The organism is Microbacterium enclense (assembly GCF_001456955.1).
Classification (GTDB): Bacteria; Actinomycetota; Actinomycetes; order Actinomycetales; family Microbacteriaceae; genus Microbacterium; species Microbacterium enclense.
In genome coordinates, this window is the sequence record NZ_KQ758477.1 from 56,533 (window position 1) to 68,353 (window position 11,821).

Genomic DNA, 11,821 nt, shown 5'->3' on the forward strand with positions numbered 1-11,821 from the left:
ACCTATCGTGGCTGCGCGGCCGTATTCGCCCGTTCACACGCTTGGATGTGGACCTCCGCTAGGTGCTCGACGGCGCGGGCAAGTCCAGGGTCATCTCCTCGGGCGAGGCCTGCGTACTCCACCTGGATCGACGAGTCAGTTGTGGTCGACGACTGCACTTTCACCCAGATTCGGCGGCGGGGTATGAGAAGTCCGGTAAACAGTCCAACGCAAGCCAGCACAGAAAACGCGAGGACCCAGCCACTGCTGGGGTCGCGTTGTATCTGCAGGGACGCGAACCTCTTCACCGGGGCGCCGTCTGCCTGCTCCCAGGTGATGGTGCCCCACCCGTTGGGCAGCGCACCGGTAGTACCGGGCCTAAGTTCGATCGAATTCTGTCCGGTGTCGCCGCCGGTGAGCTGGGTGAGTTTGTCGACTTCCAGGGCGTAGACGGAACGGGGGGTTCCATCGTCAATGCCCAGGTCCCCTGCGAAGGCGTTGAGGGTGATGACGGGGTTGATCACGTCGGGGTAGATCGAGGTGGCGGCACCCGAGGGCAAGGTGTCATGTGTGGGGTAGAAGAAACCAATCAGCCCGAGCTGCTGTGGTAACCCATCCGGGACTTTTACAACGCCTAGTGAGGTCATGTTGGAGTCCTGCGGGAGGAAGGGCAGTGAGTCGCTGTAAACGATCTGACCTTCTGCATCACGGATGGTGAGGGTAGGCGCGTAACCGTTCCCGAGGAGATGAATGCGGTCGGTCCCTACAGTGATGGGGTAGTTCACAACCACCCGCTCGGTTCTGTCGTCCGCTCCGGGGGATCTGATGGTGACGTTGGCGGCGAAGTCGCCCGCTTGACCACCGCCAGGGGACCCGGCCGGCTGGTAGGTGACGTCGAAACGGTCCAGTGTGAGGGAATACGGCGACAGATCGGACCCGTCCGCGAACCGTCCGGGGTCGAAGGAGGAGAAGTCGCTGAGGGTGTTCACGAAGGTTGTTCCCTCCACTACGACGCGTTGGCCGGTGTAGGCGAACGCCTTGCCCACAACAACGGAGACGAGCACGCCGACCAGGGCGATGTGAAAGAGCAGGTTTCCGGTCTCGCGGAGATATCCGCGTTCGGCCGAAACGGAGGTCCACCCCTTCCCGTCGTAGCGCTGCACGCGATAGCGACGCCGGGTGAGTTCTGTTTCGGCAAGATCCAGCGCTATTGCAGGGGTGATGAGGTCGGTGGGGATGGCTCGCTCGAGGTGTTCGGGAAGTCGAGCGAACCGGATTGGTGTGCGCGGCGGGTGTCCTTTGAGGGCGCGGTAATGATGTTTTGCCCGCGGAACGACGCAGCCGATGAGGGAGACAAATAGCAGCAGATAGATGGACGAGAACCAGGGTGAGTAGTAGACGTCGAAAAGTCCGACGGCGTCGAGGAACGGGAACCATTCGGGGTTGGTGCGCTCCCATTGGATGACACCGTTGGGGTCGGCGCCTCGTTGGGGAAATAGTGAGCCGGGTACTGCGGCCAGGGCGAGAGACAGCAGGAGGATGAGCGCGGTGCGCATGCTGGTGAGCTGGCGCCATGTCCAGCGGAGCCATCCTTTGCCGTCGAGCTTCCACTGCGGGCTGTCTTGATCGTCCGGGGTTCCGTCTGGATGATCCGCCGGCCGCTGCGGGTCTGAATCGACGTGGCGAGTATCAGAGCGGGAGGGGGACATTGATTACCGCCTGTTGCAGAAGTGACATGAGCAAGGTCCATACGCCCGTCACCATGAGCAGCCCGAGCAGGATGAGCACGGCGCCTCCGATGAGGTTGAGTGTGCGGATGTGAGTACGAAGGACTGTGACGGACCGCGCGGCCCATCCCCATCCGAGTGCCAGTACGAGGAATGGCATTCCGAGGCCGAGTGAGTAAGACAGACCGAGGAGCCCGGCTCGGGTGGGGTCACCGAGGTTCCACGACACGGACAAGATTGCTGCGAGTGTGGGGCCGATGCACGGTGTCCAGCCCACACCGAGTGAGAATCCGAGAAGCGGGGCGCCAACGAGCCCGGCTCGACCGCGGAAGGTTGGGCGGATGCCGCGCTGTCCGAGCTGGATTGCGCCCATGAAGATCAACCCCAGGACGATGTTCACGATGCCGAAGACGCGAGTGAGGAGATCGGCGTAGCGCAGCAGCGCGATTCCGAAGAATCCTCCCAGGACGGTGACGGCGACGAAGACCACGGTGAATCCGGCGATGAAGAGGAGGACGCCTGCTACTAGCCGCGGGCGTGCGGTAACCGCTGTCGCACCATTTTCTCCGGTCGTGGAGGTGGGAGGGGCAGCCACACCGCCGAGATACCCGAGGTAGCCGGGCACCAGCGGCAGGACACAGGGCGATAAGAAGGAGATGAGACCGGCGAGCAGGGCGAGCGGGATGGCAAGCCAGAGCGCGCCGTCGACGACGACCGCCCCGGCGCTCATGGTCCCTCCGCAAGCGTGTCCGCGACGATGGTGGACAGGATGGACGCGCTAGGAAGTTGGCCGATGATGCGGGCGGCGAGGCGACCTTGGCGGTCCATCACGAGCGTTGTGGGTGTGGCTTGGATCGGGGTGAGTTGCGCGAAGGCGAGTTTCACCTGACCGTCGTTGACGTCGATGACGCTGGGATAGGTAACGTTGTTCTCGCGCGCGAAAGAGAGTGCTGTCTCAGCTTGGTCGTAGGTGTTCACTCCGAGGAAGTTGACCCCCTCGCCCTGGAAGCGTAGGAAGACTTCTTCAAGCATGGGAGCCTCGACGATGCACGGTCCGCAGGCGGCGTACCAGAAGTTCACGACGAGCACCTCACCTCGGTAGTCGTCGCTGGTGACGGTTTCACCGGTTTCGATGACGCCTTTGAACTGAACGGGTCCGCCTCTGTCCGACGCGGCGATCTCGGCTACCTGGAAATCTCCTTCGGAGAACGAAGCGCCCGCGCCGGCGTCTGATGATGGAATTGTGGCGGTGCAACCGGTCACCATGCCCACAATGATGAGTGCCGCGCTCAGAGCGATGAGTCTGTGGTTCATGCCCGCTCCCTCTTGATGATGGCTCCCGCAACAAGGAAGATGACTGCGGCTACGGGTTGCGCCGCGGTCCAAAGGGCACCTTCAGCGGGGATCGGAAGCACCGGGTTCCATACCGCTGCGATCACGGCAAACACCGGCACCCACCACAGCCGACGCTCCTGGTAGGCAAATGAGGCGACGATGAGCGCCAAAATTGCCACGATGAAGCGCACGACCGTGAACCAGCCGCTGTCCAACAGCGCCGGCGCCACGAACAAGACAGCCGCAGCGATCAGCCCGGGGGCAAGGGCGTTCCGCTGGTATCGAGATGGCGTCTTTGTCTTTTTCATTGCTTAGCCTCCGGGGGAACGCCGAACGTGGGTGGTGTGGCAGGCGCAACCTTGGTGCCACTGGTGGCGCGTTGGCGAAGCATCAGCATCACCGCGACCGCTATCGCTCCGGCGGCAAGGAAGATGTCTGCCAAGTTGCCGATGAACAGATCCCCGTATGCAAGGAAGTCGGTGACGTGGCCGATTGCGAACCCGGGCGGCGACATGAAGCGGTCGATGAGGTTGCCGACAGCTCCGCCGAGGAACAGCCCCAAACCAGCCGCCCATCCCACCGTTCGCGCGCGGGCCGCCATAACGAAAAGACCGGCGACGGCTGCCACGCCTACTAGCGTGAGGACCCAGGTCATGCCCGAACCCGTTCCCAGCACCGCGCCGGGGTTGAAAGCGAGTTGCAGACCGAATGCGTCTCCGAAAATGGGCACCCGTCTCCCGTCTGCAAGCGCAGTCAAGGCAATGGCCTTACTGAATTGATCTGTCAACACCGCGGCCGCTGCCACCATGCAGGCGACGGCGAACGGCCGCGTCTTCTCAGCGGTCACTTTCTTCGTCCTTTCTGAGGTGGCGGGTTCGCCGCGCTGTCATCAAGAGCGTGACCAACGCGCCGCCGAGAATGAGCGCCACTGCGGAGACTCCCAGCACGGGAGCGGCCTCGCCACCGCCGGTGGGCACTCCTCGACCGTCCGTGCGTGGGGTCGCCGTGGAGTGAGGGTGGGTCTGATGACCGGGTGACGGAGCGTCGGAGGTCTCTAAGCGTTCGATGCTCCGAGATGCAATGGTTGGGCTGATATCCGCGGCCAAGCCCCACGCGGGGGCCACGACGGCGAAGGCCGGTGCCGCGGGTCCTGCAACGATGAGGGCGGTGCCAAGAGCGACGGTGGTGCACAGCGTCGACCTGATCTGCACCGCGCGATGGCGATGTTTGGAAATATGTAAAAGTCTCATCAATCTTTTTCAAGGTCGGGCGTGGATGAACCGGGCAATACGAGTCGCGTCCGTCCATACCCCGGGGAGGGTGTTGGCTTTGGCGTGGCTGTGTGTGGGGATTCCGGCAACGAATAGACCGGGCAGCGCCGTCACGGTGGGGATGCGTCGCTGAAGCTGCGGCAGCGTGGGCAACCACTCATCGCCCGCTACGTACCCCGTGGCGAAGACGACTGACTGGTAGGTCTGCCGAGACCCGTCCGAAAAGGTGAACTCGGTTCCCTGTGCCCCTGTCGTCGCGTCTCGAATGCGGACCCCTCTGTTTCGGAGGGCGTCGTAGGGAGGTTCTTGCGCGACATTTCTGCGTCGCCACGGTGAAAACCGCGGGTGGGTGGGGAATCGTCTCGCTTGTACTTCAGTGCCACCGGAGCGAACCGCCAGAGTGACGTCGTGCGAGTTTGCTAGGTCGAAGGCGACCTCGACCCCGGCATTTCCGCCGCCGACAATAAGGACCCGGCCGTGCGGGATTTGCTCGCGTGTTCTGTAGGCGTTGGTGTGCATCTGCACCCCCTCGACTTCGACATCTGCAGCCCATTCCGGAAATCGGGGACGTGCTGCGGCGCCAGTGGCGCACACGATATTGCGGGTCTGAACTTCGCCGATGGTGGTTTTCAAGCACAGCGTCGGGCCGGTTCCGTAGCGGGTGACGGCGACGGCCCGGACACCCCAGACGGGGTCTATGCCGAGCTCTGCTTCGAATCTGTGCAGGTAGTTTTCGATGTCTCCCGGGGTGGGGTGCCGGTACGGGTCACCCTCCAGCGGTCTGCGGGGAAAGCTGGAGTGCTCAGCGTTGCTGAGCAACCGCATGGAAGGCCAGCGCTCACTCCACGCGCGTTGTGCCCGCGGGGAACGGTCAATGACAACGAAGTCGCGTTGCGGTTCCATGCCGCGAGCGATCAGTGCCGCTGCGGTTGCCAGTCCAGCCTGCCCTGCGCCCACGATGATGACTCGTCGGTGTGACAGGCCCGCCACTAGGGGGTGCCGTCCAGGCGGGTAGTGATGGCTTCTTCGAGGTCGTTCCATCGTTCAATGACAAGGGGTTCACCGTCGACAAAGAAGGTGGGGGTTCGGTCCACGCCAAGGACGCGTCCGTCGTCGAGGTCGGATCGAACACGCTCGAGAGTGGCAGGGTCGGCGACAGCTGCGTCGTAGCTCGCCATGTCCAAGCCCAACTCGGTCGCGTACGAGCGAAACAGCTCCGCTTGGCTTTGCTGAGATTCTCCCCATTGTGCTTGCGTGTCGAAGAGACGCTTATACATCTCTTCGAAGCGTCCCTGCTGTGCCGCGGCCTCCGCGGCGACCGCGGAATTTTCGGAGTTGAGGTGGCCGGGAAGAGGGAAGTAGCGGACGACGTAGTTGATCTGTCCCGCGTACTTCACACGGAGCTCTTCCACGACGGGGTAATAAGCGCCGCAAGCTTCGCACTCGAAGTCCAAGAACTCCACGATGGTGATGGCGTCGCCGCCGGCGTCGTCGAGGACGTGGGAGTCGTCTCGAACGACTGCTACCGTCCCTCCTCCCCTTTCCTCGGCGGCGGCGCGAGTGTTGTTCTGATCGATGAGGATGTAGATGACAGCCCCCGCGACGACGGCGACGGCAGCAGCGGCGGTAATGACCGTCGCCTTCCAATTGATTTTCATGGGTACTCCAGCACTTAACGGCACAAGGAAGCCCGGGTTGCCCGGGATGAGTGTCGCCGCGGGGGCGACGTGCCGATGTCAGGTTCTGGAGATGCCCAGTTGCGCGATTGTGAGGGCGTGGCCCCCACGTCTGACGGTTACAGCGTGGATGAAAGACGGCGGAAGGGCGCGCCAGAGTGTGAGCCCGGCCCGTTGGCGACGTACCAGGAGATGGATGACGAGGTACAGAACGAATCCGCAGACGACCCCGAGAACGCACAGCGCCATTCCCGGCGACACGTCGTACACGCCCGATTCAATGATTGAAGTAGAGACGGGTGCGCCGGGTTCTTGCGGCGCAGCGTCAGATGCCGTCACGACCGTACCGCTTACCGGGCCGTTGTCGCCGTGACTGAGCGCCACGAACCCGAGCAGCATGAGTGCCCCGAGGGCGATGATGGTAATGAGTCGCGTTATCGCACCGTGCTCTTTCATCAGCACGGAGCGCCGTGAGCGAGCGTCAATAGACATCGGTAGCCAGTGTACGTAGCGGTTCCGCACGAGATGCTGGAAACAGCTGACGTTGATGCTGACATGCGATTCGGGCGGCGACCACGCCTGTTCCAGAGGATCGACGCCGTGTGCGGTTAAGCGTGGCGGACATCCCCGGGTTCCGAATCTTGCAGGTCGGCTGTCTCAATCTGGAAGGTGGAGTGCCTTACGGATACCTCGAAGTGCTGGGCCACGCAGGCTCTGACGTCCCTGAGGACTGCGGCTGCGTGTCCGTCCGTGAAACATTCGTCTTCGACGACGACATGCGCGCTGATCGTCGGTAGGCCGGTGGCGACCGTCGAGGCGTGTAGGTCGTGGACGTCTATGACGTGGTCGAGTTCGAGGATGTGTGATCGCACATGGTCCAGGTTCAAACCGTCGGGGGTGAACTCCATGAGCACCCGCGACGTCTCGCGCAGCAACTTGAATGCACGCGGCACGATGAGTGCAGCAATGAAGAGACCGGCGATGGCGTCAGCTTGAAGGAAACCTGTGGTCCAGATGAGAACAGCCGCAATAATGACCCCAAGCGATCCCAGCGCGTCGTTCAGCACTTCCAAGAACGCCGCCCGCATGTTGAAGTTGGCTCCACGACTGGACGACAGCACGAAGATGGCGATGATGTTCGCGACTAGCCCAATGACTCCGAAAACCAGCAGCTCGGCAGCTGGCACCTCAGGGGGCTCGAAGAGCCGTCGTATCCCTTCGATGGCGGTGTAGCCCCCTACCGCCATCAACAAAGCCGCTTGCCCGAAGGCAGCGATGACTTCGATACGACGGAACCCCCAGGTGCGTCGCGCGCTAGCTGGGCGCAGCATCAGCGTCGCGGCAATGAGTGCAACAAGAAGTCCGGATGCGTCAGTGAGCGCGTGGGCCGTGTCCGTGAGGAGGGCGAGACTGCCAGTGAGAAAGGATCCAATCGCTTGAGTCGCGGTGATTGCCGCGGTGATTCCAAAGGCAATCCAAAGACGCACGCGGTGGTCGGTGGGTTCTCCGGCTGCGCCGGCAGACGGTGCGTGCGTGTGACCGGCGCCCATCAGGCCGCGTCCGTTCCGACGGCGAAGTGTTCACCTGGCTGATGGAGATGGGCACATAGCGTGACACGCGTTCCGGTGTCCTTCAGCAAGAGTTCGGCGGCGTTGATGAGGGCCGCAGTCGCGACAGGTTGCGCGAGATCAAACCAGGACGCGCGCCCCTCCGAGCGAACAGTAACTAAGCGGCAGTCCCGCAGAAAGCTGAGGTGCTTGCTCACAGTCGATTGAGCCAGTCCGAGGTGCTGGACGAGATCGCGGACACGGTGCTCGCCAGAAGCCAGATGCTGGAGGACCGCCAATCGCGTGGGGTCCCCCAGTGCGTCGAATAGGTGCGCATACACGGCGGTCGCGCGGGAGTCGAGCAGACCGCCCTCTTCAATCATCGCCATAAGACGATGATATCGCCGGGCACCGTCGCCGTCGCTTTCAAACCGAGTTGGGAACGGTGCTCATTCTCACCCGACATCGCGGGCCACACGACGTGTGCCAGCTTCGAACATGCTCCGGCGTCACCGAGAAGGTTGATGCAACTCCTCGCAACAATCGCAGCGAAAGAAATGGACAAGCTGGGCGGAGCCTCGGGCGCGGTAGCCCCGCACCCCGTGGACACCATGCGCGCCCGGTGGGATGGTGTGCGCATGTCTAAGAAGCGGTCGAAGCTTGCTCAAGCGGCGTTGGTGTCCAACGGCATGGTGTGGTTTGGGGCGTCGTTCATGCTTGTCGCGATCGCGGCGGAGCAGACGGCGGCGGTGTTCGCCGGCACGTGGCTGAACGTGCTCGGGTGGACGATCATCCTTCTCGTCGCCACGGGTCTGGCCGTTGTCGGCGTCATCGAGAACGTGAACATCCGGGCGGGTAAGAAGTACAAGCCGCGGCCGCGCAGCTGAGCGCGCTCGAGCGGGGGACCCGCGACCTGCGTTGAAGGGGGGTCGAGGGGGTCTCCCCCTCGTGCGGGCCGGCCCGAGCAGGGTCGGCCCGCCGCCATGCTCAGAGCGTGAGCGTGTGCAGCACCGTCGCCGCGGTGCCCGTCGGGGTGCCGTAGTCCGTGACGTGCAGCGTCGCGGCGCGGTTCGTGATGAGGTCGAGAGCCACGAGTTCTTCCTCGGACTCGTCGGTCATGTCGCCGGGTTCGTCCTCCCACTCGCGCAGCACGCGCCCGTCGACGTCGACCACGCGCCACAGCCCCCACACATGAGCGACGGGACCGGTCGTTTCGTAGGTGAACACCAGGGCCGTCGCGGTGGGCCAGCCGTGCGCGGCCGCGGCGACGATGAGCGCGTGCGCGGCCGCGGCGATCTGGTCGACGTCGCCGGATGCCGTGGCCGCGTCGACGGCGGCTTCCGCCTCGCGCAGCGCCGCGGTGTGTCCCCACACGTCGACGTCCACGGCGGGTGTCGTGGTGGTGGTCATGGTGCGCCTTCCTGTGGAGCTGAGGGTGATGCCGAGGGGTGAAAAAAGGGGTGATGCCGCAGGGTGACGGGGACCGGCGTGAGCCGGTCCCCGTCCGGTTGGTTAGGCGAGGCCCGCGGCTTCGGCGGGGGTGGTGTCGCCGGTGACGATCTGCTCGACCGGGGAGAGGGCGTATCCCCACGCGGCGAGCTGGCGGAACAGGGCGGCGGCGCGCTCGTCGCCGCGTCGCCACGATTCCTTGCTGGTGCCTGCCTCGGCACCGGCGAGAACGACCGCCAGGGCCACCAGGCGGGCCTTGCCGGGGTTCGCCTCAACCAACTCGGCCAGGCCGTCCGCGTGGTAGCCGGAGGGTCGCTCGACGCCGAGGAACGTGTGCGCGAGGTCGTTGCCGTGGCTCATTGCGGACGACACCGAGAACCGGTGAGCGGTCAGACCCAGCGCGATCACCCGGTCAGCGTCCTTCGGCAGGGTCTTGCGAGAAAGGAACGTCGCGATCCATTCGCGGCGCACCGTCTCGGCGGCGGTCCACGCCTTGTTGTTGGCGATGAGCGCCTTACGCTCGGCGGACTTCTCGACGCGCTCTTCCTCGATCTGCTCCGCGGTCAGCGGCTCGGCGGGGGTGCCGGGTGCGCCCCAGGCGTAGGTGAAGCCCGCATCGGTGGGGTTCTGAACGAAGTAGGTCACGTCGATGTCGCCGCGCCAGTTGACGTCGATGAGCGCGCCACGCACCGGCACGGTGGCGATGTGCTCGACGGTGACCTGTGCGCCGTCCGCGGTGTGGAGCTTGCGGAGGCTCACCCACGGGCTTTCCTCCCCGTACGCCTCGGCGCGGGTGAGCACCTGGAAGCCGTTGTCGATCTGTTCCTGCTCGACGGCGGCGAGGCGGGCCTTTTCCGCGGCGTCGTCGCGGAGGCTCTGCGCGGTGTGCTCGAACTGGGTCGGGTCGGTGGTGGCGACCTCGATCAGGTGCGCGCGGGCGTCGGCGTCGTCCTCGAACTCCAACAGCACCGCCGCCTGGTCAAGGGTCAGCGCGTGCTCGTGCAGAGCGGAGGTGACGGTGGCGGACTCCGCGACGGCGAGGCCCTTTTTCACCGCGTCGGTCTTGGTGCCGGTGCGCTTGGCGATCTGCGCGGCGCTGATGCCCTCGAACGCGAGTTGCGCCCACGCGGCGGTGCGATCCGCGGTGCTGAGGTCGGCGCGCTGGTCGTTCTCGATGATCTGCTGAATGATCCGGTCCGCGGTGGTGTCGTCGCCCTCCACGACGTAGACGGGGACGGTCGGCACTTCGGCCTCGCGGGCGGCGAGGGTGCGGCGCTGACCGGCGCGGACGATGACGTTTCCGTGGTCGTCGCGGCGGGCGAGGATCGGGGTGATGACGCCGTTCTCGCGGATCGACGCGATGAAGTCCTTGGTCACGGGAGCGCTGGTGCGCACGTTCGCCTCGATGACGAGGGTGGTCGGGTCGATGTGCTCGATGGTCCCGGTTCCGGTGTTGATGCTCACGATGGTTTCTCCTTGATCGGTGTGCGATCATGAAGGCGACGGGTCCCGTGGTACTTCCATTACTACGGGGCTTTTGTCGTCTTCCAGATCGTTTTTCTTTGCCTCTCCGGCGAGTGAAAACCAACTGAGCGGAGGCGGCGGAGTGACGTCTTTCTCGGGCGAAATAAGGGAGCTTGCGACCGCGTCCGAGAAAGACGGCACGTAGCCGTTGGAGCGAAGTAGGTTGAAACCGCGGAGAGGTGAAGAAAACGGGGAATCCTGCCGCGTAGCGGCTCGCTCCGGCGGTGCTCCGTCACCGCTGCGCGGGCGGAGCTCGCGCCCCGCCGCAGGCGGAACACCGGGGAGCGCGAGGGGGTCGCCCCTCGTGGCCGGCCCGGAGGCCGGCCCCTCCCCCGCTGGGTCAGCTCCAGCTCTCGGTCCAGTCCTCGGGCGGGACGACGGCGTGCGGCTGGCCTGTCGTGTGCAGGTAGTACAGGGTGCTGCTGTAGTCGTCCTCCCCGCGGCTGACGCTCATCTGCTGGTGATCGTCGTCCGTCTCTGCGATGCTCCACCTGGTCGAGACGTCCACGGCGTACAGGTCGCCGTAGGAGTCGGTGACGAGCTGGTCGCAGACGGGGCAGCGCAGCGCGCGGTATGTCTCCCCGTCATCGGTCACGGTGACGACTGTGAGGACCGGGGCCGCGGCCCACACCTGTTGTTGCAGCTGCTCGATCGTGGCGAGCAGGGCGTCAGCGGTCGGCCCGGGGGTGAGGAACGCGATGAGCGCGGCGGCGTATTCGGTGCCGTCGTCGGTGACGGGATGCCCGCCCGGCGCGCCCTCGCCCGGCAGGGTGAGGGTGTTGCGCATGTGCGCGAGGATCTCGGCGTCGGTGGCCGCGGCGTCATCGCCGGACTCCGCACGGCGGGTGTCGAGGATGAGCGCGAGCTGCGCCGCGGTCGCGCGGCCGGTGTCAATCATGGTCATGGGGTTCTCCTGTCAGCGCGCGTTGCCGGTAATAGAGTTATTAACGGATGGTCGGGACGGTCGTCGCGTCGACGGTCAGCCCGTGCGATGCGAGACGTGCGAGGGTGTCGGGGTCGTTGCTGATCTGCTCCCAGCCCGCAGGCGAGACGACCGCCGCGGGGTCGCCGTCGCGGTCGGTGAGAACGACGCACGTCCGGGCGTCGAGCACGGCACCCGTGCGGGGGCACACGATGTTCTTGCTGACGAGGTGGGTGACCATCTGCTTGCGCATGGTCGCTGCGAGGGTGGTGGTCATGTCTACTCCTGACTGATCGTTTTCTTTGCCTCTCCGGCGAGTGAAAACCAATTGAGTGGAGGCGGCGGAGTGACGCCGATCCGGGCGAAATAAGCCCGCAGGGCGCGTCCGGAT

At 64.8% G+C, this 11,821-nt stretch carries 15 protein-coding genes; 1 reads left to right on the plus strand and 14 read right to left on the minus strand.

Going from position 1 to position 11,821, the window contains the following annotated elements:
- Positions 1–2: 2 nt before the first annotated feature.
- From resB to AS029_RS16415, 10 genes are all read right to left on the minus strand, one after another.
- On the minus strand, positions 3–1,688 hold the full coding sequence (resB, locus tag AS029_RS16380) for a cytochrome c biogenesis protein ResB (RefSeq protein WP_082642368.1): 1,686 nt from the start codon (positions 1,686–1,688) through the stop codon (positions 3–5).
- Positions 1,669–2,436 carry a cytochrome c biogenesis CcdA family protein gene (locus AS029_RS16385; RefSeq protein ID WP_058233660.1) on the minus strand — a complete coding sequence of 256 codons (768 nt, stop codon included), beginning with the start codon at positions 2,434–2,436 and terminating at the stop codon, positions 1,669–1,671. Before AS029_RS16385 ends, resB begins: the two co-directional genes overlap by 20 nt.
- The gene (locus AS029_RS16390; RefSeq protein WP_058233661.1) at positions 2,433–3,020 is read right to left on the minus strand and encodes a TlpA family protein disulfide reductase; all 588 of its coding nucleotides are present in this window, start codon (positions 3,018–3,020) and stop codon (positions 2,433–2,435) included. Before AS029_RS16390 ends, AS029_RS16385 begins: the two co-directional genes overlap by 4 nt.
- Positions 3,017–3,349 carry a DUF6804 family protein gene (locus tag AS029_RS16395; RefSeq protein WP_058233662.1) on the minus strand — a complete coding sequence of 111 codons (333 nt, stop codon included), beginning with the start codon at positions 3,347–3,349 and terminating at the stop codon, positions 3,017–3,019. Before AS029_RS16395 ends, AS029_RS16390 begins: the two co-directional genes overlap by 4 nt.
- Entirely contained in the window at positions 3,346–3,888 is a 543-nt protein-coding gene (locus AS029_RS16400) for a signal peptidase II (protein WP_228375984.1), read from the minus strand. Before AS029_RS16400 ends, AS029_RS16395 begins: the two co-directional genes overlap by 4 nt.
- 412 nt (positions 3,889–4,300) lie before the next feature.
- Positions 4,301–5,269, minus strand: coding sequence for an NAD(P)-binding domain-containing protein (locus AS029_RS17100; protein WP_244886991.1), 969 nt, complete (start codon positions 5,267–5,269; stop codon positions 4,301–4,303).
- 32 nt (positions 5,270–5,301) lie between these two features.
- Entirely contained in the window at positions 5,302–5,970 is a 669-nt protein-coding gene (locus AS029_RS16405; protein ID WP_058233663.1) for a DsbA family protein, read from the minus strand.
- A gap of 78 nt (positions 5,971–6,048) precedes the next feature.
- Entirely contained in the window at positions 6,049–6,480 is a 432-nt protein-coding gene (locus AS029_RS17430) for a hypothetical protein (protein ID WP_139168173.1), read from the minus strand.
- Between the two features lie 116 nt (positions 6,481–6,596).
- Positions 6,597–7,538: a cation diffusion facilitator family transporter gene (locus tag AS029_RS16410; protein ID WP_058233664.1), complete on the minus strand. Its 942-nt coding sequence runs from the start codon at positions 7,536–7,538 to the stop codon at positions 6,597–6,599.
- Positions 7,538–7,924, minus strand: a complete 387-nt coding sequence (locus AS029_RS16415; RefSeq protein WP_058233665.1) for an ArsR/SmtB family transcription factor — start codon at positions 7,922–7,924, stop codon at positions 7,538–7,540. Before AS029_RS16415 ends, AS029_RS16410 begins: the two co-directional genes overlap by 1 nt.
- A 249-nt stretch (positions 7,925–8,173) precedes the next feature.
- Between AS029_RS16415 and AS029_RS16420 the strand changes: the two genes are divergently transcribed.
- Complete coding sequence (locus tag AS029_RS16420) at positions 8,174–8,422, plus strand: hypothetical protein (protein ID WP_139168174.1); 249 nt, start codon at positions 8,174–8,176, stop codon at positions 8,420–8,422.
- A gap of 100 nt (positions 8,423–8,522) precedes the next feature.
- Here the strand turns inward: AS029_RS16420 and AS029_RS16425 are convergent, their stop codons facing one another.
- The 4 genes from AS029_RS16425 to AS029_RS16440 form a co-directional block, all read right to left on the minus strand.
- Entirely contained in the window at positions 8,523–8,945 is a 423-nt protein-coding gene (locus tag AS029_RS16425) for a hypothetical protein (RefSeq protein WP_058233667.1), read from the minus strand.
- A 102-nt stretch (positions 8,946–9,047) separates the two neighbouring features.
- Positions 9,048–10,448: a ParB/RepB/Spo0J family partition protein gene (locus AS029_RS16430; protein WP_058233668.1), complete on the minus strand. Its 1,401-nt coding sequence runs from the start codon at positions 10,446–10,448 to the stop codon at positions 9,048–9,050.
- Positions 10,449–10,848: 400 nt separating this feature from the next.
- Positions 10,849–11,412: a hypothetical protein gene (locus AS029_RS16435; protein ID WP_058233669.1), complete on the minus strand. Its 564-nt coding sequence runs from the start codon at positions 11,410–11,412 to the stop codon at positions 10,849–10,851.
- A 40-nt stretch (positions 11,413–11,452) separates the two neighbouring features.
- Positions 11,453–11,707 carry a hypothetical protein gene (locus AS029_RS16440; protein WP_058233670.1) on the minus strand — a complete coding sequence of 85 codons (255 nt, stop codon included), beginning with the start codon at positions 11,705–11,707 and terminating at the stop codon, positions 11,453–11,455.
- Positions 11,708–11,821: the final 114 nt, after the last annotated feature.

Excerpts from the sequence above, each read along its gene's own strand:
- resB (WP_082642368.1), bottom strand. The coding sequence starts at position 1,688 with ATGTCCCCCTCCCGCTCTGATACTCGCCACGTCGATTCAGACCCGCAG.
- AS029_RS16385 (WP_058233660.1), bottom strand. The coding sequence starts at position 2,436 with ATGAGCGCCGGGGCGGTCGTCGTCGACGGCGCGCTCTGGCTTGCCATC.
- AS029_RS16390 (WP_058233661.1), bottom strand. The coding sequence starts at position 3,020 with ATGAACCACAGACTCATCGCTCTGAGCGCGGCACTCATCATTGTGGGC.
- AS029_RS16395 (WP_058233662.1), bottom strand. The coding sequence starts at position 3,349 with ATGAAAAAGACAAAGACGCCATCTCGATACCAGCGGAACGCCCTTGCC.
- AS029_RS16405 (WP_058233663.1), bottom strand. The coding sequence starts at position 5,970 with ATGAAAATCAATTGGAAGGCGACGGTCATTACCGCCGCTGCTGCCGTC.
- AS029_RS17430 (WP_139168173.1), bottom strand. The coding sequence starts at position 6,480 with ATGTCTATTGACGCTCGCTCACGGCGCTCCGTGCTGATGAAAGAGCAC.
- AS029_RS16410 (WP_058233664.1), bottom strand. The coding sequence starts at position 7,538 with ATGGGCGCCGGTCACACGCACGCACCGTCTGCCGGCGCAGCCGGAGAA.
- AS029_RS16415 (WP_058233665.1), bottom strand. The coding sequence starts at position 7,924 with ATGGCGATGATTGAAGAGGGCGGTCTGCTCGACTCCCGCGCGACCGCC.
- AS029_RS16420 (WP_139168174.1), top strand. The coding sequence starts at position 8,174 with ATGTCTAAGAAGCGGTCGAAGCTTGCTCAAGCGGCGTTGGTGTCCAAC.
- AS029_RS16425 (WP_058233667.1), bottom strand. The coding sequence starts at position 8,945 with ATGACCACCACCACGACACCCGCCGTGGACGTCGACGTGTGGGGACAC.
- AS029_RS16435 (WP_058233669.1), bottom strand. The coding sequence starts at position 11,412 with ATGACCATGATTGACACCGGCCGCGCGACCGCGGCGCAGCTCGCGCTC.
- AS029_RS16440 (WP_058233670.1), bottom strand. The coding sequence starts at position 11,707 with ATGACCACCACCCTCGCAGCGACCATGCGCAAGCAGATGGTCACCCAC.